This is a genomic window from Kitasatospora sp. NPDC008115, from assembly GCF_042957205.1.
Taxonomy (GTDB): domain Bacteria; phylum Actinomycetota; class Actinomycetes; order Streptomycetales; family Streptomycetaceae; genus Kitasatospora.
The window spans coordinates 247,699-267,751 of sequence record NZ_JBIBHU010000003.1 but is presented as its reverse complement, the minus strand read 5'-3'; the positions used below and the strand labels follow the sequence as shown (position 1 = coordinate 267,751).

The following is a 20,053-nucleotide window of genomic DNA, read 5'->3' as shown; positions in this document are numbered from 1 at the left end:
GGCCGCAGGCCGATATCAGACCGGTATCCGGACAGGGGTGCCGATCGTGACATTTCCCTCACCCGCCGGCGCCTGCCGTCACTTGCCCAGGACGGCCTGCATCACCGACTTGGCGATCGGTGCGGCGAGCCGGCCGCCGCTGATGCCGTCGCGGTTGTTGGAGCCGTCCTCGACGACCACCGCGACCGCCACCGAGCGGCCGTCGGAGGCCTTGGCGTAGGACGTGAACCAGGCGAACGGCAGGCCCGCGTTGCCCTCGCCGTGCTGGGCGGTGCCGGTCTTGCCGCCGACGGTGAGGCCGGGGATCCGGGCGTTCTTGCCGGTGCCGTTCTCGACCACCGAGACCATGAGCTCCTGGAGCTTGGCCGCGGTGGCCGGGCTGACCGGCTGGGAGAACTGCTTGTCGGTGTGCTTGGAGATGGTGGTCAGCGAGGCGGAGCGCTCCTCGGCGACCAGGTAGGGCTGCATCAGCGTGCCGTTGTTGGCGATCGCCGCGGAGACCATCGCCATCTGCAGCGGGGTGGCCTGGGTGTCGTGCTGGCCGATCGAGTCCTGGGCGGTGCCGTCCGGGGTGGAGTTGGACGGGAAGACGCTCTTCTCCGAGCGGATCGGGGTGTCGACGGTGCTGTTGAAGCCGAACTTCTCGGCCTGCACCCGCATCTTGTCTTTGCCCAGGTCGGCGCCCATTTTGGCGAAGACCGTGTTGCAGGACTGGTCCATGCCCGACTTGATGGTGGCGTTGCCGCACTTCTCGTTCTCGGACTCGTTCTTCAGCACGAAGTTGGTGCCCGGCAGGGTGTACGGGTCCGGCGTCTGGGTCTGGTCGTCGATGTTCTGGTAGAGCCCGTTCTCGAACGCGGCCGCCGCGGTGACCAGCTTGAAGGTCGAGCCGGGCGGGTACGTCTCGCGCAGCGCCCGGTTGAGCATCGGCTTGTTCGGGTCGGCGTTGAGGTCGGTCCAGGCCTTGGTGTCCGAGTCCTCGTTGCCGGCGAAGCTGGCCGGGTCGTAGGAGGGCGTGGAGACCAGGGAGAGGATCGCGCCGGTCTTCGGGTCGAGCGCGACGACCGCGCCCTTCTTGTTGCCGAGCCCGTCGAAGGCGGCCTTCTGGGCCTTGGAGTTGATCGTGGTGACCACGTCGCCGCCGCGCTTCTGCTCCCCGGTCAGCATGTCCAGGGTGTTGCGGAAGAACAGCCGGTCGTCGCTGCCGGAGAGGATGCCGTCCTCCAGTTGCTCCAGCTGGCTGGACCCGAAGGCCTGCGAGGAGTAGCCGGTCACCGGGGCGTACATCTGGGGGTCGGTCCAGGACCGCTTGTACTTGTAGCGCAGGCCGTTCACGAAGGTGGACTGGGTGATCGGCTGGCCGTCGACGACGATGTTGCCGCGCGGGTAGGCGTAGCGGTCGTAGACCTGGCGCTTGTTGTACTTGTTGCTCGCCCAGGCCTCGGCCTGCACGCCCTGGATCCAGTTGGTGCGCACCATGAGGGCCAGGACCAGCACGAGGCAGAAGATCGAGACCCGGCGGATCGGCTTGTTCACGAGGCGGTACCTCCTGGGATCTCGGGTGTCGGGGTGGGTTCCACCCCGGGTCTGCGGGCGTTGTCGCTGATCTTCAGCAGGATCGCGACCAGCGCCCAGTTGGCGACCACCGAGGAACCGCCCTGGGCGAGGAACGGCATGGTCATACCCGTCAGCGGGATGAGTCCGGTGACACCGCCGGCGACCACGAAGACCTGCAGCGCCATCGCGGAGGAGAGGCCGACGGCGAAGAGCTTGCCGAAGGGGTCGCGGGCGGCGACCGCGGTGCGCAGGCCGCGCTGGATCAGCAGGGCGTACAGCATGAAGATCGCCATCATGCCGGTGAGGCCGAGTTCCTCGCCGAAGGAGCCGAGGATGAAGTCGCTCTTGGCGGCGAAGCCGATCAGCCAGGAGCGGCCCTGGCCGAGACCGGTGCCGGTCACCCCGCCCGAGCCGAAGGACATCAGCGCCTGGCCGATCTGCTCGGTCGAGCCGTCCGGGCGGTTCGGTTCGAAGGCGGCCATCGGGTTGAGCCAGGCGTCGATGCGGGTCTTCACGTGACTGGTGGTGGAGGCCACCATGACCGCGCCGCCGATCGACATCAGCAGGCCGAAGACGATCCAGCTGGTCCGCTCGGTGGCGACGTAGAGCATCACCACGAAGAGCCCGAAGAACAGGAAGGACGAGCCGAGGTCGTTCTCGAAGATCAGGATGAGCAGGCTGAGCAGCCAGATCACGATGATCGGGCCGAGGTCGCGCCCGCGCGGCAGGTACAGGCCCATGAAACGGCGGCTGGCCAGCGCCAGGGCGTCCCGCTTGACCATCAGGTAGCCGGCGAAGAAGACGGTCAGGATGATCTTGGCGAACTCGCCGGGCTGGATCGAGAAGGAGCCCATCCGGATCCAGATCTTGGCGCCGAAGTCCTCCTTGCGGGCCGGGAAGAACGCCGGCGCGGCGAGCAGCACCAGGGCCACCGCCATCGAGATGTAGGTGTAGCGCTGGAGGACCCGGTGGTCCTTCAGGAAGACCATCACCACGATGAAGAACGCGATGCCGAGGCCCGACCACATCAGCTGGTTGGCGGCGGCCGGGAAGTTGCTCTTCAGCAGCGGACCGGCCTTGTCGAGCCGCCAGATCATCACCACGCCGAGCCCGTTCAGCAGGGTGGCGATGGGCAGCATCAGCGGGTCCGCGTACGGTGCGAACCTGCGCATCACCAGGTGGGCGATCAGCGCGAGGGCGCCCATGCCGAGGCCGTAGCCGAGCATGCCGGCCGGCATTTCGCCGTCCATCGCCAGGCCCACGTTGGCGTACGCCAGGACCGGCAGCACCACCGCGAAGGCGAGCATCGCCAGCTCGGTGTTGCGCCGGTTCGGCGACGACTGCGGGGAGATGGTGGTGTTGCGCCGGCGCCGCGAGGACGCGCGGTCGGCCGGCACACCGGTGTCCCGGCGGTTGGCGTCGCTGCTCACATCGAAGGTGCTCACGTCGTAGCCGCTCCCTGACGGCCGGCGGACCCGCGCCGGGCGGGCCTATGTCGGGTCGCGTCCATCACGGCTTGGGGCAGGAGTCGGCGCGCTGCCGCTCCTCGTCGGTCAGGCCGGGCAGGTCGCCCTGCGGGGCCGCCGGGGCTGCGGCGCTCTGGCTGGGTGTGGCCGCCGGGGTGGTGACGCCCGGGGCCGGTGTGTTCGCGGGGACGCCGGCGGCCGGGGCGCGCCCGGTGGCCGACGGGCTGGGCGTGCTCGCCGCCACGAACCCGGCGTGCGTCGCCACCGTTCCGGCGGCCTGCTGGACCGGCTGCTGGCCGGGCGCCGGGGTGGCGCCCGGCGCGGGCGGGTTGGCGGCCGCGGCCCGGACGTCGGCGACCTTGCGGCAGAACGCGGCCTGCTCGCCCAGCTTCTTCACCTTGTCGTCGGCGTCGCCGAGGCTGCTCGCCGAGATGGTGTTGGTGACGTGGCTGCGCTGGTCCTGCGGGAGGTACTTGAGTTCGATGTCCTTGTACGGCGTGTGCACCGAGGACAGGCTCAGCCCGGCCAGGCTCTGGTTGACGCCCTGGTAGACGGCGACGTGGTCGCCCTCGGCGCCGACGTAGTACTGGCTCTGGGTCCACTGGTATCCGAAGAAGCCGCCCGCGCCGAGCAGGCCCACGGTGACCAGGCCGACCAGCGAGAAGGTCAGCGCCCGGTTCCTGCGCTTCTTCCGGGGCGCCACGTCGTCGTAGTCCTCGGTCCCGTAGGCCCCGGGCTCGGTGCCGTGGCCCTCCGGGTAGCCCTCGGCCGGTCCGAAGCCGCCCTGGCCGTCGGGGTGGCCGGCGCCGTAGCCCTCGGCGGGGCCGAAGGCGCCCTGCGGGTTGCGGCCCAGTCCGGCGGCGCGGCCGGCCGGGGTGTCCGCGATCGAGCGGTCGGCGGCGGCCGAGGACGGCGGGGTCTCGGCGACCGCGCCGACCACCACCGGCACGTCGTTGAACTGGCCGCTCAGGGTGTCCGTGGCGCCGACGTCCAGGACGTCCGCCACGATGCAGGTGATGTTGTCCGGGCCGCCGCCGCGCAGGGCGAGCTGGATCAGCTCCTGCACGGTCTGCTCGGGCGAGTAGAAGCTGCCCAGGGTCTCCTGGAGGGTCTGGTGGCTGACCGGGCCGGAGAGGCCGTCGGAGCAGATCAGGTAGCGGTCGCCGGCCCGGACCTCGCGGATCGACAGGTCGGGCTCGACCTGGCCGCGGCCGTCCAGGGCGCGCATCAGCAGCGAGCGCTGCGGGTGGGTCTCGGCCTCCTCGGGCGTGATCCGGCCCTCGTCGACCAGCCGCTGCACCCAGGTGTGGTCCTGGGTGATCTGCACCAGCGCGCCGTCCCGCAGCAGGTAGGCACGGGAGTCGCCGACGTGCACCAGGCCCATCCGCTGGCCGGTCCAGAGCATCGCGGTGAGGGTGCAGCCCATGCCTTCGAGCTGGGGGTCCTCCTCGACCATCTGGCGGAGCCGGTCGTTGGCGCCCTGGACCGCGTCGCCGAGCAGGGTCAGCAGGTCGGCGCCCGGCACGTCCTCGTCCAGCCGGACGATCGAGCCGAGCACCTCGGAGGACGCGACCTCACCGGCCGCCGCGCCGCCCATGCCGTCGGCCACGGCCAGCAGCCGCGGACCGGCATAGCCGGAGTCCTCGTTCCCCTCCCGGATCAGTCCCTTGTGGGAGCCGGCGGCGAAGCGCAGCACCAGGGTCATGCGACCTGTGCCCCCCTCTGGGTCATGGACGGGATGCTGTCCCTCATGCGCTACTACTTCCGCAGTTCGATGACGGTCCTGCCGATACGGATCGGCATGCCCGGCTGGAGCGGGGTCGGCGCGGTCAGGCGCTGACGGTCCAGATAGGTGCCGTTGGTGGAGCCTAGATCCTCCACCGTCCACTGCCCAGTCTGGTCGGGATAGATCCTGGCATGCCGGGATGACGCGTAGTCGTCGTCCAGCACGATGGTGGAGTCATGGGCGCGGCCGAGCGTGATGGTCTGGCCCTGCAGCGCGACGGTGGTGCCGGCCAGCGAGCCCTGCACCACGACGAGCTGGGTCGGGGCGCCGCGGCGCCGCCCGCCGCCCTGGGTCGGCGGACCGCCCGGGGCGGGCTGGCCCTGCGGGGCGCGCCCGGGTGCCGCCGGTGCGGGTGCGGCCGTGGCGGCACCGCCGCCCCGGCGGGAGGCCCGCGGGTTCACCCGCGTTCCGAACAGGTCGCTGCGGATCACCTGGACCGCGACGATCACGAACAGCCACAGCACGGCCAGGAAACCCAGCCGCATGACCGTGAGGGTCAGTTCTGACATAACCGCGCCCGCTCTACCCTTCGACCTGTCGGTAGACGATGGTGGTGGAGCCCACGACGATTCGAGAGCCGTCGCGGAGCGTAGCGCGCTGGGTGTGCTGCCCGTCCACCACGATGCCGTTGGTGGATCCGAGGTCCAGCACCATCGCGGGGGTGCCGGGCCGGATCTCGGCGTGCTTGCGCGAGACCCCGGGGTCGTCGATGCGGACGTCCGCCTCGGTGGAGCGGCCGAGCACGCAGGCGTTGCCGGTGATCTGGTGGCGGGCGCCGTTGACCTCGATCCAGCGGCGGACCGCGGTGCCGTGGCCGGCACCGGGGAACGGGCGCACGTTGCCGCCGGCCGGAGCGGGCGGGCCGGGGGGCATGGCCGGGGGCGCGGCGGGCGGCGGCGGGGGCGCGCCGTACGGGGCGGCGCCGGGCTGCTGCCACGGCGCGCCGGGGGCCTGGGCGGCCGGCGGGCGGCCGTAGCCGGGCTGGGTCGGGTGCGCGGGGGCCTGCTGCTGCGGCTCCTCGGCGGCGAGGGTGCGGCTGCGCACCCGGTACAGGCCGGTGTCGAGGTCCTCGGCCTTCTCCAGGTTCACCTGGAGCGGGCCCATGAAGCTGTAGCGCTGTGCCTCGGCGTACTCGCGGACCATGCCGGCGAGCTCGTTGCCCAGCTGTCCGGAGTAGGGGCTCAGCCGCTCGTAGTCGTGCGAGCTGAGCTCGACGATGAAGTCATTGGGCACGACGGTCCGGTCGCGGTTCCAGATGCTCGCGTTGTTGTCGCACTCGCGCTGCAGCGCTCCGGCGATCTCCACGGGCTGGACCTCGGACTTGAACACCTTGGCGAAGGTGCCGTTGACGAGACCCTCAAGTCGCTGCTCGAACTTCTTCAGCACTCCCATGGGGCACCCCCTTCCAGGGTTCGTTCGCCTGCCTGCCGACCGGTGTCCGGGAGGAGCCGGTCGTGCCTACTTGCGGTACTTCCGTACTGATCGTATCCACGCCGGGGCCATCCGTACGGTTCCCGGACCACGTGGTGCCCGGGGGTGGGCTCGGACACACAGGGTGACGCATCCGGGCGGCACCGTGCCAGGGCTACCCGCCGGTCGGGGCCGCCATCCCTCGCTCGCCTGTCCGTCGGGCATCCGTTCGGATGCGCTCGGGTGCCGCGGGGAACGGATTCGGAGGTGACCCCCAGGTCGTGCTAATGTTTTCCACGTCGGAAGGGGCGCCCACCGGGTGGCCCGATCGAAGAGCCGCGAAGACCACATGGTACCGAGCGGATCGGCTGATCGACCGGCAAGCGGTGAAAACACCCATGCGCGGGTGGCGGAATAGGCAGACGCGCTGGATTCAGGTTCCAGTGCCCGAAAGGGCGTGGGGGTTCAACTCCCCCCTCGCGCACAGCGAAGCCCCGCAGATCTTCGGATCTGCGGGGCTTTTTTGTTCTCCTTTCCCCATCGGGACGGCGGCACCCCGGGGGATTGCCCGCGCGGTCAGGAGGAAGGGGCCGGCAGGTCGGCCCGGACCTCGAAGCCGCCGTCCGGGGTCGGGCCGGCGGTGAGCGAACCGCCGAGCAGCTGGGCGCGTTCGCGCAGGCCGACCAGGCCGTGGCCGCCGCCCGGCAGGATCTGCGCGGGGCGGACCGGCGGCGCCTCGTTGCGCACCTCCACCCGCAGCCGCCGCCCGCGGGCCCGCACCCGGACGTGCACCGCGGCCTCGGGTGCGTACTTGGTGATGTTGGTGAGCGCCTCCTGCACGGTGCGGTAGGCGGCCCGCTCGACCGCCTCCGGCCAGGGCCGGTCGCCCGGGAGGAGCTCGGCGTCCGCGGCCAGCCCGCTCTCCTCGATCAGCCGGGGCAGGTCGGCCAGCCGGGGCTGCGGGGCCAGCGGGGTGCCCGTCCGCGGGCCTCCGGCCCGCAGCACCCCGACCATCTGGCGCAGCTCCTCCAGGGTGCGCACGGACAGTTCGCGGATGGTCCTGGCGACGCCGGCGGCCGCCGGGTCGGGGGTGGACACCTGGAGCGCGCCGGCCTGGATGCTGATCAGGCTGACCTGGTGCGAGACCACGTCGTGCATCTCCCGGGCGAGCCGGCCGCGCTCCTCGCTGAGCACGCGCTCGGCGAGCAGCCGGCTCTCCCGCTCCTGGCCGCGGGTCAGCTCGTCCAGCCGGGACGCCAGCTCCCGCCGGGTCCGGGAGAGCAGACCGGTGGCGGCCGGGCCGGCCGCCAGCATCACGGACTGGATGGCGTACAGGGCGGTGTCCCGGCTGATCGTGAAGGTCTGCTCGGAGACCGGCCAGTGGAAGAACTCGACCAGGGCGAACAGGGTGGCGCAGGGCACCACCACCCGGGGCCGGGGGCGTTCGGCGGCCACCGTGTAGACGGCGGTGATCGGGGCCAGCCAGATGTCGTCGAGGTAGCTGCCGGGCATGGTCAGCAGCAGCACGGTGACCGGGAAGCGCCGCCGCCACAGCAGGGCGACGGCGGCCAGTACCGAAAGCAGGGTCTGCCACAGCGGGGCGCCCCGGGCCACCAGGGCGGCGTCCACCAGGGAGTAGAGGGCGGGCAGCAGGAGCATCAGCCAGGGCGCGGTGAGCCCGGCCGGCGGTCGTCGGGCGGCAGCGGGGTCGCCGCTCATACCCCGTCGCTCGGCTTCGGGCGCACCAGCCCGGCCCGGTGGGCGATCACGGCCGCCTGGACCCGGTTGGCGGCACCGAGCTTGCCGAGGATCGCGCTGATGTGGTCCTTCACGGTGCCGGTGCCCAGGAACAGCCGGTCGGCGATCTCGGCGTTGGACAGGCCCTCGCCCAGCAGCGCCAGCACGTCCAGCTCCCGGCCGGTCAGCGTGCGGGCCAGGGTGGCGGCCTCGGCGTCCGGGCCGCCGCCGTCCACGTAGCCGCCGATCACAGTGCGGGTCACCGTCGGGGAGAGGATGTTGCCGCCCGCCGCGAGCACCCGGACGGCGTGCACCAGCTGCTCCGGGGCGGTGTCCTTGAGCAGGAAGCCGGAGGCCCCGGCGCGCAGCGCGGTGCCGATGTGCTCCTCGGTGTCGAAGGTGGTGAGCATCGCCACGGCCGGCGGGTCGGGCAGCGCCCGGAGCCGGCGGAGCACCGAGATGCCGTCCATGTCGGGCATCCGGATGTCGAGCAGCACCACGTGCGGACGCAGCCGCTTGACGTGCTCCTCGGTCTGCGCGCCGGAGCAGTCGCCGACCACCTCCAGGTCGGGGGCGGAGCCGACGATGAGGCCGAGCCCGGACCGGACCAGGATCTCGTCGTCCACGATCAGCACGCGGGTGGTGGCGATGGGGCCCTCCTCGGTTCGGCGGCCGGGCCGGGCCGGTCCGCATGACTGGAATCGAGAGTAGGGCCTGACCGGCGGCTTTGCCGGTGCCGTACCGGTCGGGCGACCCCCGCCGAACGGCGGGGGTGTGAATCCGCTACCTGGTTCACGCAATTCTCATCGTCGGTGGGGAACCATGGAAATTGGCTGCCGCTCAGTCGGCCTGCCGGCCGAGGTGGGCGTCCAGCCGGGTCGTCTGCGGATGCGACCCACCACCTGATCGTTTGGAATTGAGCTGTGTCGTCCACTGTGAAGCCGGAGCCGTCCACCTCCCCCACCGGGTCCGGTTCCGGACCCGGCGCCGTCATGGCGCGCTGGCGTCCGCGGGCCGCCGTGGCGACCGTCTGGTACCTGCGGCTGATCGCCCTGCTCAACCTCGTCACCGTGCTGCTGGTGCCGTTCCGGGACCAGGTCGAGACGCACAACGAGGGCGAGTACTTCACCCCCTACCTGATGACCGCCGGCCTGAGCAGCGCGGTGCTCTCGGTCTTCCTGGCGATCGCCATGCGGCGCCGCAAGCGGGCCGCGTGGATCTTCAACGCCGCCCTGGCCGGGCTGTTCGCGCTGCTCTACCTGGTCGCCATGTCGCTGCCCGACGAGGGCTTCGACCGGCACCCGCTGAACTATGTCTCCACCGTGCTGACCTGCGGTTTCGTGGTGGCGCTGCTGGTCGGCCGGAAGGAGTTCACCTCCAAGGGCGACCGCTCCAACCCGAAGACCGCCGCCGCCACCTTCGTGGCCGGCCTGGGCTTCGGCGGCGTGGTCGGCGCCGCGCTGGTCATGCTGACCAACAGGCTGCCGGACGCCGACTTCTGGGACATGTTCCGCTACTCGGTCGGCCGGATGGTCACCGTCACCCCGTCCGAGCACCTGCGCTCCGTGATCGACGCGCCGACCTGGGTGAACGCGGTCATCAACACCATGGGCGGGCTGCTCTTCCTGCTCGTCCTCTACGTGGCGTTCCGCAGCCCGCGCGGCAAGGAGCTGCTCACCGCCGAGGACGAGCAGCGGCTGCGGGTGCTGCTGGACAAGCAGGGCGAGCGGGACTCGCTCGGCTACTTCGCGCTGCGCCGGGACAAGGCGGTGATCTTCTCGCCGAGCGGCAAGGCGGCGGTCACCTACCGGGTGGTCGGCGGCGTCTCGCTGGCCTCCGGCGACCCGATCGGCGACCCGGAGGCCTGGCCGGGCGCGATCGACGCCTGGCTGGCCGAGGCCCGTGAGCACGCCTGGGCGCCGGCCGTGATGGGCGCCTCCGAGGAGGCCGGCGTGATCTACGCCCGGCACGGCCTGGACGCGCTGGAGCTGGGCGACGAGGCGATCGTCGAGCTGGACGAGTTCTCGCTGGACGGCCGGGCGATGCGGGTGGTGCGCCAGGCGTACAACCGGGTCAAGCGGGCCGGGTACACGGTGCGGATCCGCCGCCACGAGGAGATCCCCGAGAGCGAGATGGCCGACCTGGTCGCCAAGGCCGACCAGTGGCGCGACGGCGCGACCGAGCGCGGCTTCTCGATGGCGCTCGGCCGGCTCGGCGACCCCGGCGACGGGCGCTGCGTGATGCTGGAGTGCCACGACGCGGACGGGGAGCTGAAGGCGTTGCTCAGCTTCGTGCCGTGGGGGGCGGACGGGCTTTCGCTGGACCTCATGCGCCGGGCCCGGGACACCGAGAACGGACTGATGGAGTTCATGGTGATCGAACTCCTGCAGCGCGCCCGCGAGGTGAATCTGGCCCGGGTCTCGTTGAACTTCGCGATGTTCCGGTCCGTTTTCGAGCGCGGTTCGAAGCTCGGCGCCGGGCCGGTGCTGCGGCTCTGGCGTTCCGTTCTCGGCTTCTTCTCGCGGTGGTGGCAGATCGAATCGCTCTACCGGGCCAATGCCAAGTACCGGCCGATCTGGGAACCGCGTTATCTGCTCTTCGAGAAGAGCAGCGAGATTCCGCGGATCGGTATCGCCAGTGCCCGGGCCGAGGGCTTCATCACCGCGCCGAGCCTGCCCGCGCTGTTCCGTCGCCGGCACCAGGGGCCGCCCGCCGTCGAGGCGCCCCGCGTGCCGGTGGCGGCACGGGACGGGAAGGGGTAGACCCTCCGCCGGGGGGCGGAGGGGGCCGGTCGCCCGGATGGGGGGATTTCGGGGTGGCTCCTCCCCCCTGAGGATGACGGGGATCGGCACAAATGCCGATGTGGTTCCGTAAAGCGCCTTCTAATGTGGGGGTAGTCGGAAGGCGCTTGCGACCACGGGGATTTGGAGAACGGATTGTGATGCGGAGGACCCACGAGGGGGGCGTGCGAAAGGGGCCGGTGGCTATTGCCCGCGAGGCCGCTGTCGCCGAGTGGGGAACGCTGTTCGGAACGGTCCGGGAGCGGGTGGTCCGCAGGAAGTTCGCGGCCGTCCCGTTGGCCACCGCGGCGACCTGTCTGATCCTGCTGTTCAGCATCGTCCAGCACCTGCCGGGCGGGGAGCGCCTGGTCACCCAGATCGGGGTGGTGAAGGCGGCGCTGCCGCTGGAGGTCTCGCTGCTGCGGACGCCGCTGTCGCTGTACGTGCCGGCCCTGGACCTGCCGGTGTGGGGGGCGCTGGCGCAGGTCTTCGTGGTGTTCGGGATCGCCGAGATCGTGCTGGGCCGGCGGCTGACCCTGGTGGTGGCCTACACCTGCACCCTGGCCGGGACGCTGTTCGCCCGGGTCGGCGTGGCGATCGGGCCGGACCACCTCTTCGGGTTCCCGGGGTGGGTCGCCCATGTGCGGGACACCGGGCCGTCGGCCGCGGTGGTGGCGCTGGCGATCTGCATCGCGTTCCGGTGCCGGGCCTGGTTCACCGCCGGGCTGGTGGTGGCGCTGATGGTCGGTGAGGCGATCGTGCTGCCGAACCTGGCGGGCATGGAGCACGTGGTGGCGGTGATCGCGGCGCTGCTGATCGCGGTCTCGGTGGAGGTGTTCGGGGACTTCTGGCCGCGGGTGCTGGCCGGGGTCGGGGCGGCCGCCGTGGTGGGGGCGGCCACCGCCTCCCTGGAGGCGGCCGCCGACGCCCGCCTCCGCACCCCGGCCGGCGCCGCCGCCGTGCCGTAGATCAGAGGGGCAGTTCGAACCAGACGACCTTGCCGACGGCCTTGCGCGCGGTGCCCCAGTGGTCGGCGAGTTTGGTGACCAGGGTGAGGCCGCGGCCGGTTTCGCCGAGTTGTTCGGCGGGCTCCAGCGACGGCAGGTTGTGGTTGTCGTCGCTGACCTCGACCAGCAGCTTGTCGACCCGGATCAGCTGGAGCTGGACCCGGTCGCGGGCGACCCGGACGGCGTTGGTGACCAGTTCGCTGACCAGCAGCACGACGGTGTCGCTCAGCGACTCCAGGTGCCAGGCGGCGAGCTGCTCGCGGACCAGGGCGCGGGCCCGGCCGACCTCGCGCTGGTCGACGGTGAGGTCCCAGGTGGCGACCTCGCTCGGCGCGACTCCGTCGAAGCGGGCCACCAGCAGGGCGACGTCGTCCTTGCGGTCGTCCGAGTGCAGTCGCTCCAGGACCACGTCGCAGGCCTGTTCGGGGCTCTGCGTGGGGTCGATCAGATTGCCGCAGAGCGCGGCCAGCCCGGCTCCTATGTCGCCGCCCCGCACCTCGACCAGGCCGTCGGTGCAGAGCACCAGCATCGAGCCGTCCGAGACGTCGATGGTCTTGGCGACGAACGGGACCCCGCCCACCCCGATCGGGGCGCCGGCCGGGATCTCCAGCAGTTCGCCGGTGCCGTCGGGGTGGACCAGGACCGGCGGGACGTGGCCGGCGCTGGCCAGCTCGCAGGTCCGGTTGATCGGGTCGTAGACCGCGTACAGGCAGGTGGCGAGGTGGTCGTCGCCGAGCTTGTGGGCCAGGTTGTCCAGGTGGCGCAGCAGCTGGCCGGCCGGCAGGTCGAGGGCGGCCAGGGTCTGCATCGCGGTGCGGAAGCGGCCCATCGCGGCGGCCGAGTGCAGGCCGTGGCCCATGACGTCGCCGACCACCAGGGCGACCCGGCTGCCGGGCAGCTGGATCGCGTCGAACCAGTCGCCGCCGACCTCGGCCCGGGAGTCGCCGGGCAGGTAGCGGTGGGCGATCTGGACGCCGGGGATCTGCGGCGGGCGGGTCGGGATCATCGACCGCTGGAGGGTGGTGGCGACCCTGGACTCGGCCCGGTGCAGCCGGGCGTTGTCGAGCGAGAGCGCGGCCCGGGCGGCCAGTTCCTTGAGGGTGGCGGCGTCGCCCTCGTCGAAGGGGCCGCGGTCGGGGAGCCGGAGCAGTTTGAGGGTGCCGAGCACGGTGCCGCGGGCGGAGAGCGGCACCACCAGCATCGAGCGGTCGGAGACCACCGGGACGAGTTCCGGGCCGCCGAGCGCGGCCGCGTAGTCGACGGCGACGTCCCGGGTGATCACCGGGACCAGCACCGGCTGGTTGAGCTGGAGGGCCATGCCGGGCGGGGTGCGGCGGGGCATGGCGACCAGGGAGCCCTCGGCGAGCACGTGGTCCCACTGGCCGGTGGACTCGTTGCAGGCGAGCGCGACCCGGCGGAGCATCGTGTCGTCGTCCGGGCGGGCCTCGGGCAGCTCGGAGTCGGAGATCAGGCCGTCGACGAGGTCGACGCAGGCGAAGTCGGCGACCCGGGGGACCAGCACCCGGCACAGCTCGTGGGCGGTGAAGCCGAGGTCCAGGGTGGTGCCGACCTTGCCGCCGACCTCGTTCAGCAGGGCGAGCTGCTCGCCGGCGTGGCCGTTGGTGAGGAACGGGCCGAACCGGCCGGACGACGGCGCGGGGGCGGGCGGCGGCACGGTGGCGGCGACGGCGGGCGGTCCGACGGTGGTCTGCTCGATGGTGGTGCCTCCTCTCGGCGGGGCCGGGACGGCCGGGCCGGTGGCCGGCGCGCCGAGACCGGCGGCGGCCGGGGTGGTGGCCTGCGCGGCCGCGGCCTCGCGCTGGGCGGGCAGCGGTCCGGCCGGGCGGCGGCCGGGGGCGGACTGTTCGGGCTGCGGCGGCGGGCCGAGCCGGGCGGTGCGCTGCTGCGCGGTCGGGTAGCGGCGGCCGATCCCGGCCGCGGCGTGCGCGGTGCCGGCCGCCGGGTCGGCGGGCCGCACCGGCAGCACGGTGGCCGGGTCCAGCCGCAGGGCGGGCAGCCCGGCCCGGGCCAGTGCGCCGAGCAGCGGTCCGCGGCGTTCGGGGGAGCCGGGCAGCAGGGCGGCCAGCGGCGGGGGGACCGGCGGGCCGGCGGTGGTCAGCGCGGCGCAGAGCCGGTGGAAGCCGCCCAGCGCGCCGGGAGCGGGGGCGAACGGCAGCAGCCGCTCGCCGACGGCCAGCCGGGGGCCGGACGAGCGCAGCGGGCGGGCGTCGGCGGCCAGGGCGAGCAGTCCGCCGGCCGGGCCGTCCACCGGGTAGGCCCACCAGAACACGTCCCGCGGGTGCTCCTCGCGGTCGACCACGGGCAGCCGGCCCGCCCAGGCGGCGTCGGCGGTGAGTCCGGCAAGGGCGGTGAAGGCGTCCCGGCGGCGTCCGGCGGCCGGGGCGGCCGGGCCGGTCCCGCCGCGTGACTCCGCGGCGGGCAGCAGGCCGGCCGCGGGGCGGTCGTGGACGGCGTCCGCGCGGTGTCCGAACAGTTCCTCGGCGGCCCGGCTCCACTGGGCGATCCGCCCGTCGTGGTCGACCAGCACGAGGGCGAGCCGGACCAGGGCGACCACGCCTGACGGCTGGTCACCCGGTGCGGTGCCGGGCGCCGGGTCGGTGCCCGCCGGACGCGGTGTGGAGTTGGGATCGTCCACCATGGATTGGGTCTGCTCCCGCCTGGCCGCCATGTCGGGAGACGGCCGTTTCTCCGGAGGAAGGCATGCTGTGCGGATACCAGCGAAGCACGGACGGGCCGGGAGTCGGTAGCGAAACGGGGAGATTCCTCGGTATCGGTTGCGTGTCACGTGCCGTGCGCCGCTCCGCACTCCCCGCCCGCCCCGGATCGGCGGCGGGCTCGTGGACGGTAGGGTCGCAGGACGGCACGCAGGAGGAGGCGAGAGGTGACCGCGCAGATCCCGGCCCGCTGGACGGACCCGGAGCAGCAGGAGCTGGAGGAGCGGGTCGAGGCCGCCGAACTCGCCTGGCTCACGATGGACGTCGACGTGCGGACGCTGCGGGTCGAGATCGACAACTTCGCGCTGATCCACCACCAGCTGCTCGGACCGCTGTACGCCCGGCTGGACGAGCTGGACGCGCTGCTCGCCGAGGCGGTGGCCGCCCGCACCGGGGACCCGGAGGACCTGCGGCGGGCCCGGGAGGCCCGGCAGCGGGTCGAGGACCTGCCGGACCTGGACGCGCTGTTCGACAGCGTCCGGGAGCGGGGCGCCCAAGAGGATGCCCCGCCGCCGCCCGCCGCGCCCGCCCGGGTGCGGCCCGGCCGGGACGCCCAGCGGATCTACCGCGAGCTGGTCCGCCGCGCCCACCCGGACCTGTCCACCGACCCGCAGGAGCAGGGCCGCCGGGCGGCGTTCCTGGCCCGGGTCAACGAGGCCTACGCGTACGGCGACACCGGCGCGCTGGAGGCGCTGGCCGACGAGTGGTCCACCGCGCCCGAGGCGGCGCCCGCCGTCGGCTCCCCCGACCGGCTCGGCTGGCTGCGCCGCCGGCTGGAGTGGCTGACCGGCCGGATCGGCGAGCTCGCCGCCGAGCAGGTCCGGCTGGAGCGCAGCGCGATGGGCGAGCTGCTGGCGCTGGCTCCGCAGGACCCGGACGGGCTGCTGACCGAGCTGGCCGAACAGCTGCTGGCCAGGGCCGCCGCCCGGCAGGCCGAGCTGGAGAACCTGCTCGGCGGGCCGGTGGGGGACAATGGCGGGGCCGATCCCGACGCCCAGGAGAACCAGACGATGTTCGCGCAGATCCCCGCCATCGACGCCGCCGCCGTGCCCGCGGACGCCGCCCTGCTGGACGTCCGGGAGCAGGACGAGTGGGACGCCGGGCACGTGGAGGGTGCGCTGCACATCCCGATCGGCGAGGTGGTCGCGCGGATCGCCGAGCTGCCGGACGAGCGGCTGTTCGTGCTCTGCCGGGTCGGCGGGCGCTCCGCGCAGGTCGTCCAGTACCTGGTGCAGAACGGCCGGGACGCGGTGAACGTCGACGGCGGGATGTACGCCTGGGAGGGCGCGGGCCGTCCGATGGTGAGCGGCACCGGGCAGGACGCCTTCGTCCTGTAGCGGGAGGGCGGGGCGGACCGGGCGGACCGGGGGCTCCGCAGGACGCCGGGAGTAGGGCAGGATGGGCGCGCGACCGGGCCGGCGCGGTGCCGGTCCAGCCCGTCCCCGGGGGAGTCCATGGCCGAGAGCGCCGAGGCCGCCGAGCACGCCGAGCACGCTGAGTCCGCCGATCCCGAGGAGGACGGTGAGCTCGCCGAGAGCAAGGACCCGCCGCCCGTCCTCCGCCGGGTCCGGTCGGCGCCCGGCCGGGTGCTCCTGGGCACGGCCGCGGTCCTGCTGGTGACGGCCACCGGGCTGTTCCTCGGCGCGGTCTTCCTGCACGTGGCGCCCGCCAATTCGCTCTCCCGGGAGTACCGGGAGCAGCTGGACGGCCTGATCTACCCGGAGTTCGAGCAGAACTGGAAGCTGTTCGCGCCCAATCCGCTGCAGCAGAACGTCGCGGTGGACGCCCGGGTGCGCACGGCGTCGGTGGACGGCGACGCCGTGGTCCACGACTGGGTGGGGCTGACCGCGCAGGACGTCGCGGCGATCCGGGGCAACCCGGCGCCCGGCCACGCCGACCAGAACCTGCTGCGCCGGGCCTGGGACTTCTACGACGGCTCGCACAACGCCCAGGACGAGTCGCGGACCACCCCGCGCGGGTTGCTCGCCGAGGAGTACCTGAAGCGGATCGCGGTGCAGCGGATCGGCCGCAGCGTGGCCGGCCGGCCGGTGGTGGCGGTCGAACTGCGGGTGACCACGACGACCGTCGCCCCGCCGGAGTGGAGCGGGGAGACGGCGCCGCCCGCGCCGAGGGTGCGCGAGCTGCCCTGGTGGCCGGTGGGCGACGAGGACCTGCGGGGGCTGTGGTGAGCGGCACCGCCCTCGACGAGGCGCCCCGTCCGGCCGGGCCGCCGCCGGCCGCCGACGGTGCCCCGGACGGTCCGCGCCGGCCGGGTCCGGCCGGGCTCGCCGCCCGGGCCTTCGAGGTGTTCGCCGGCCGGGTGCTCGGGCGGTACCAGGCGGCGGCGGTGCGGATCGGCTTCGGGCTGGTCTGGCTGGCGTACCTGCTGCGCGAGTGGCCGAACCGGCGGCTGCTGTACGGCGACACCTCGCCCTGGTCGATGGACCTGGCGGAGCAACTGCTGGCCGACAACGGGGCACTGACGGTGCTGCCGTGGTTCGGCGGGCGGCCCTGGTTCGAACTGGTCTACCACCTGGCGGTGCTGGCGGCGCTGGCGGTGCTGCTCGGCTGGCGGACCAGGGCGGCCACGGTGCTGTTCCTGGTCACCGTGCTGTCGCTGCAGAACCGCAACGTCTTCCTCGGCGACGGCGGTGACAACATCGTCCACCTGATGGCGGTCTACCTGGTCTTCACCCGGTGCGCCGAGGTGTGGTCGCTGGACGCCCGGCGTACCGGGGCCGGGCGGGGCGGGGCGGCCGGGGCGCTGCTGTGGGCGGTGCTCGGGGCGGTGCTGCTGGTCTGTCAGCTGGGCGGCTTCTCCGGGACCAGCCTGGCCTGGGCGGTCCCGGCGTTCCCGTACGTCGGCTGGGGGCCGTTCTTCTGGACGCTGTGGGCGGTGGCCGGGCTCTGGTGGCTGGTGGACCGGCTCGCGCCGCTGGGCGAGACCCGGGCGGTGCTGGACGCGCTGGCGACCATGCTGCACAACTGCGCGATGCTGGTGATCGCCGTCGAGGTGGTGCTGATCTACGCCACGGCCGGCTGGTACAAGGTGCAGGGTTCGCGCTGGCAGGACGGCACCGCGCTGTACTACCCGCTGAACCTGGACTACTTCACGCCCTGGCCGGCCCTGTCCGGGCTGGTCGGCGGGGCGCTGCTGCCAGTCTTCCTGATCACCTACGGGACGGTGCTGCTCCAGGTGGCCTTCCCGTTCACGCTGGTGAACCGGCGGCTCAAGAACGTGCTGCTGGTGGTGATGATGGCCGAGCACGCGGGGATCGCGGTGCTGCTCGGACTGCCGGTGTTCTCGATGGCGATGATCGCGGCGGACGCGGTGTTCCTGCCGACCGCGGCGCTGGTGTGGGCCGGGGAGCGGGTCGCGCGGATCCGGCCGGGGAGCCGCCACTAAGCTGACCGGTATGTCCTGGTTCGCTGCGCTTCGAGACACCGCGCGGACCGGACTGACCATCGACCGGACGCTCACCGACCCCAAGCGGGCGCTGCGCGGCGCGGTCGCCGTCGCCCTGGTGCTCTTCCCGACCCTCGCGCTCGCCGACGCCCGGCTCGCCACCTCGGCCGCGATGGGCGCCTTCATCGCCGGGACCGCGACCTTCCAGCGCAGCTTCCGGCCGCGCGCCACGCTCGCCGTCGCCGCCGGGGTCGGACTCGGCGTCAGCACCTTCCTCGGCTACCTGGCGGCCGGGGTGACCGGGGCGTTCCCGGTGCTGCTGGCGGTCTGGGCCTTCGGCGCCGGGCTCGCCTGGGCGATAGGGCCGACCGCCGGGGTGGTCGCCGCCAACACCCTCTCGGTGATGCTGATCGTCGTCCAACTGCCGGTCAGTCCGCTCACCGCGCTCGGCCACGGGCTGGTCTGCGCGCTCGGCGGCGTCGTCCAGGCGGTGGTCATCACCCTCTGGCCGATCGGCAGCTGGACCGCCCAGCGCGAGGCGCTCGCCGACACCTACGCCGAACTCGCCGACTACGCGCGCCGGCTGCGCCAGGACCCGACCGCGCACGTCGACCCGGAGCCGTTCATCGAGGCCCGTCACGCCGCCGCGCTGACACCCTGGCAGGACCGGCGCAGACCGCCCGAACTGCGCGGACTGCGCGGCCTCGCCGAGCGGATCCGGCCCACCCTGGCGGCGATCGCCGACCCCAAGGTGGGCGCCCCCGCGGAGGGCCCGGAGCGCGACCGGGCCCGGGAGGTGCTGGCCGCCTCCGCCGAGGCGATGGACGCGCTGGCCCGGGCGATCCGCACCGGCGACCCGCTCCAGCTGCCCCGCTCGGCGCCGGCGCTCACCCTGGTCGCCCGGACCGAGGGCCCGGAGCTGCGCGGGGCCGCCCGCCGGGCCGCGCGCCGACTGGCCGGGCTGCTCCGCAAGGCCGCCGACGCGCTCGACCGCGCCTCCGAGGACACCATCGACACCCCCGTCGTCCAGCCCGGCGGGGCGCTGCGCAAACCGCCGCTGGTGCGGATGCTGCCGACGGCGCTGCGCGCGGTGCGGCGGCAGTTCCACCCGCACTCGGCGGTGTTCCAGCACGCCGTGCGGATGACCGAGGTGGTCACCGCCGCCTATCTGCTGGCCCGGCTGGCCGGCTTCGAGCACGGCTACTGGGCGCCGATGACGGCCGCGATGGTGATGCGGCCGGACTTCGCGCAGACCTACAGCCGGGGGGTGGCCCGGCTGGCCGGGACGGTCGTCGGGGTGGCCGTCTCCACCCTGGTGGTGCAGCTGGCCCGGCCCGGCGAGTGGGTGCTGGCGGTGCTCGCGGTGGTCTCGATCGCCGGCGCCTATCTGACCTTCCGCACCGGCTACGCGGTGATCACCGCCTGCATCTCCTCCTATGTGGTCTTCCTGCTCGGGCTCCAGGAGGGCAACCCGCTGGTCACGGCGGTGGAACGGGTCGGCCTCACACTGCTCGGCGGCTCGGTCGCGCTGCTCGTCTACGCGCTCTTCCCGACCTGGCAGACCGCCCGGCTCGGCGAGCGGCTGGCCGAGTGGCTGGCCGCCGCCGGGCGGTACGCGGCCGAGGTGATCGCCGTCTACGAGCGGCCCGCCGCGCCGCGCGGACGGGAGGTGCGCTCGGCGCTGCTGGACTCCAGGGAGGCGCGCTCGGAGCTGCTCCAGGCGATGCAGCGGGCCGACGCCGAGCCCGGCCGGCACGCCTCCGGGCTGCCCGGGGTGAGCCGGCGCCAGCTGGACCGGGCCCGCGCCGCGGTCGGCCACCTCGGGCGGGTCGCCGTGCTGCTGGAGGCCCACCTGCCGGGCGTGGACGCCGAGCCGGTGCCGGGGGCGGCCGAGTTCGCCGAGGAGCTGCGGCTGGCCACGGCGCTGGCGGCGGGCGCGCTGCTGACCGGGCGACCGGTGGAGTTCGGCGCCGTCCGGGAGGCCCAGGAGCAGTTGGAGCGGCGGCTCGCCGAGGAGCCCGCCGGGGTGCAGGGGGACGTCGTGCGCTCCGGCACCCGGCTGCTGCTCCAGGCGCTCAAGGACCTCGAACGGGCACTGCGCGGCGGCGGTACGGCGTCCGCCGCCGAGCGGCGCGAGCCGGAGCCCACGGGGCGTTGAGGCCCGCCCCG

General features: G+C 73.5%; 14 protein-coding genes and 1 tRNA gene. 7 read left to right on the top strand and 8 right to left on the bottom strand.

All coding sequences use genetic code 11. The features are described 5' to 3' along the window. Positions 1 to 78 precede the first annotated feature (78 nt). The 5 genes from ACFZBX_RS05590 to ACFZBX_RS05570 all read right to left on the bottom strand — a co-directional run bounded on the left by ACFZBX_RS05590 (position 79) and on the right by ACFZBX_RS05570 (position 6,201). On the bottom strand, positions 79 to 1,536 hold the full coding sequence (locus ACFZBX_RS05590; RefSeq protein ID WP_391531667.1) for a peptidoglycan D,D-transpeptidase FtsI family protein: 1,458 nt from the start codon (positions 1,534 to 1,536) through the stop codon (positions 79 to 81). Beyond that, on the bottom strand, positions 1,533 to 2,954 hold the full coding sequence (locus tag ACFZBX_RS05585; protein WP_391531781.1) for an FtsW/RodA/SpoVE family cell cycle protein: 1,422 nt from the start codon (positions 2,952 to 2,954) through the stop codon (positions 1,533 to 1,535). Before ACFZBX_RS05585 ends, ACFZBX_RS05590 begins: the two co-directional genes overlap by 4 nt. A gap of 112 nt (positions 2,955 to 3,066) precedes the next feature. Beyond that, on the bottom strand, positions 3,067 to 4,728 hold the full coding sequence (locus ACFZBX_RS05580) for a PP2C family protein-serine/threonine phosphatase (RefSeq protein ID WP_391531666.1): 1,662 nt from the start codon (positions 4,726 to 4,728) through the stop codon (positions 3,067 to 3,069). Between the two features lie 53 nt (positions 4,729 to 4,781). Beyond that, entirely contained in the window at positions 4,782 to 5,318 is a 537-nt protein-coding gene (locus ACFZBX_RS05575) for an FHA domain-containing protein (protein WP_391531665.1), read from the bottom strand. A gap of 13 nt (positions 5,319 to 5,331) precedes the next feature. Then, a complete protein-coding gene (locus ACFZBX_RS05570) occupies positions 5,332 to 6,201 on the bottom strand; it encodes an FhaA domain-containing protein (RefSeq protein ID WP_391531664.1) in 870 nt (289 codons plus the stop codon). Positions 6,202 to 6,619: 418 nt separating this feature from the next. Here ACFZBX_RS05570 and ACFZBX_RS05565 point away from each other — a divergent pair. Continuing rightward, positions 6,620 to 6,703, top strand: a tRNA-Leu gene (locus ACFZBX_RS05565). 92 nt (positions 6,704 to 6,795) lie between these two features. On the opposite strand, the gene ACFZBX_RS05560 is transcribed toward ACFZBX_RS05565, so the two are convergent. Together ACFZBX_RS05560 and ACFZBX_RS05555 are read right to left on the bottom strand one after the other, a co-directional pair. After that, the gene (locus tag ACFZBX_RS05560) at positions 6,796 to 7,938 is read right to left on the bottom strand and encodes a sensor histidine kinase (RefSeq protein ID WP_391531663.1); all 1,143 of its coding nucleotides are present in this window, start codon (positions 7,936 to 7,938) and stop codon (positions 6,796 to 6,798) included. After that, a complete protein-coding gene (locus tag ACFZBX_RS05555; RefSeq protein WP_391531780.1) occupies positions 7,935 to 8,585 on the bottom strand; it encodes a response regulator in 651 nt (216 codons plus the stop codon). Before ACFZBX_RS05555 ends, ACFZBX_RS05560 begins: the two co-directional genes overlap by 4 nt. A 363-nt stretch (positions 8,586 to 8,948) precedes the next feature. Here ACFZBX_RS05555 and ACFZBX_RS05550 point away from each other — a divergent pair, with 363 nt between their 5' ends. Together ACFZBX_RS05550 and ACFZBX_RS05545 are read left to right on the top strand one after the other, a co-directional pair. Continuing rightward, positions 8,949 to 10,718 (top strand): phosphatidylglycerol lysyltransferase domain-containing protein, encoded by a 1,770-nt coding sequence (locus ACFZBX_RS05550; RefSeq protein ID WP_391531779.1) that lies wholly within the window; start codon positions 8,949 to 8,951, stop codon positions 10,716 to 10,718. 218 nt (positions 10,719 to 10,936) lie between these two features. Next, on the top strand, positions 10,937 to 11,704 hold the full coding sequence (locus ACFZBX_RS05545) for a hypothetical protein (protein ID WP_391531662.1): 768 nt from the start codon (positions 10,937 to 10,939) through the stop codon (positions 11,702 to 11,704). A 1-nt stretch (position 11,705) separates the two neighbouring features. Here the strand turns inward: ACFZBX_RS05545 and ACFZBX_RS05540 are convergent, their stop codons facing one another. Beyond that, complete coding sequence (locus ACFZBX_RS05540) at positions 11,706 to 14,402, bottom strand: SpoIIE family protein phosphatase (protein WP_391531661.1); 2,697 nt, start codon at positions 14,400 to 14,402, stop codon at positions 11,706 to 11,708. Between the two features lie 243 nt (positions 14,403 to 14,645). Here ACFZBX_RS05540 and ACFZBX_RS05535 point away from each other — a divergent pair, with 243 nt between their 5' ends. The 4 genes from ACFZBX_RS05535 to ACFZBX_RS05520 all read left to right on the top strand — a co-directional run bounded on the left by ACFZBX_RS05535 (position 14,646) and on the right by ACFZBX_RS05520 (position 20,042). Continuing rightward, positions 14,646 to 15,815 (top strand): rhodanese-like domain-containing protein, encoded by a 1,170-nt coding sequence (locus ACFZBX_RS05535; RefSeq protein ID WP_391531660.1) that lies wholly within the window; start codon positions 14,646 to 14,648, stop codon positions 15,813 to 15,815. Positions 15,816 to 15,932: 117 nt separating this feature from the next. Beyond that, entirely contained in the window at positions 15,933 to 16,667 is a 735-nt protein-coding gene (locus ACFZBX_RS05530) for a DUF5819 family protein (RefSeq protein ID WP_391531659.1), read from the top strand. Continuing rightward, positions 16,664 to 17,884: an HTTM domain-containing protein gene (locus ACFZBX_RS05525; RefSeq protein WP_391531658.1), complete on the top strand. Its 1,221-nt coding sequence runs from the start codon at positions 16,664 to 16,666 to the stop codon at positions 17,882 to 17,884. Before ACFZBX_RS05530 ends, ACFZBX_RS05525 begins: the two co-directional genes overlap by 4 nt. A 10-nt stretch (positions 17,885 to 17,894) precedes the next feature. Further along, positions 17,895 to 20,042, top strand: coding sequence for an FUSC family protein (locus ACFZBX_RS05520; RefSeq protein WP_391531657.1), 2,148 nt, complete (start codon positions 17,895 to 17,897; stop codon positions 20,040 to 20,042). Positions 20,043 to 20,053 lie beyond the last annotated feature (11 nt).

Bases quoted from the DNA above. Each gene is read 5' to 3' on its own strand.
- ACFZBX_RS05560 (WP_391531663.1), bottom strand. From the start codon at position 7,938: ATGAGCGGCGACCCCGCTGCCGCCCGACGACCGCCGGCCGGGCTCACC.
- ACFZBX_RS05530 (WP_391531659.1), top strand. From the start codon at position 15,933: ATGGCCGAGAGCGCCGAGGCCGCCGAGCACGCCGAGCACGCTGAGTCC.
- ACFZBX_RS05550 (WP_391531779.1), top strand. From the start codon at position 8,949: ATGGCGCGCTGGCGTCCGCGGGCCGCCGTGGCGACCGTCTGGTACCTG.
- ACFZBX_RS05540 (WP_391531661.1), bottom strand. From the start codon at position 14,402: ATGGTGGACGATCCCAACTCCACACCGCGTCCGGCGGGCACCGACCCG.
- ACFZBX_RS05520 (WP_391531657.1), top strand. From the start codon at position 17,895: ATGTCCTGGTTCGCTGCGCTTCGAGACACCGCGCGGACCGGACTGACC.
- ACFZBX_RS05575 (WP_391531665.1), bottom strand. From the start codon at position 5,318: ATGTCAGAACTGACCCTCACGGTCATGCGGCTGGGTTTCCTGGCCGTG.
- ACFZBX_RS05580 (WP_391531666.1), bottom strand. From the start codon at position 4,728: ATGACCCTGGTGCTGCGCTTCGCCGCCGGCTCCCACAAGGGACTGATC.
- ACFZBX_RS05570 (WP_391531664.1), bottom strand. From the start codon at position 6,201: ATGGGAGTGCTGAAGAAGTTCGAGCAGCGACTTGAGGGTCTCGTCAAC.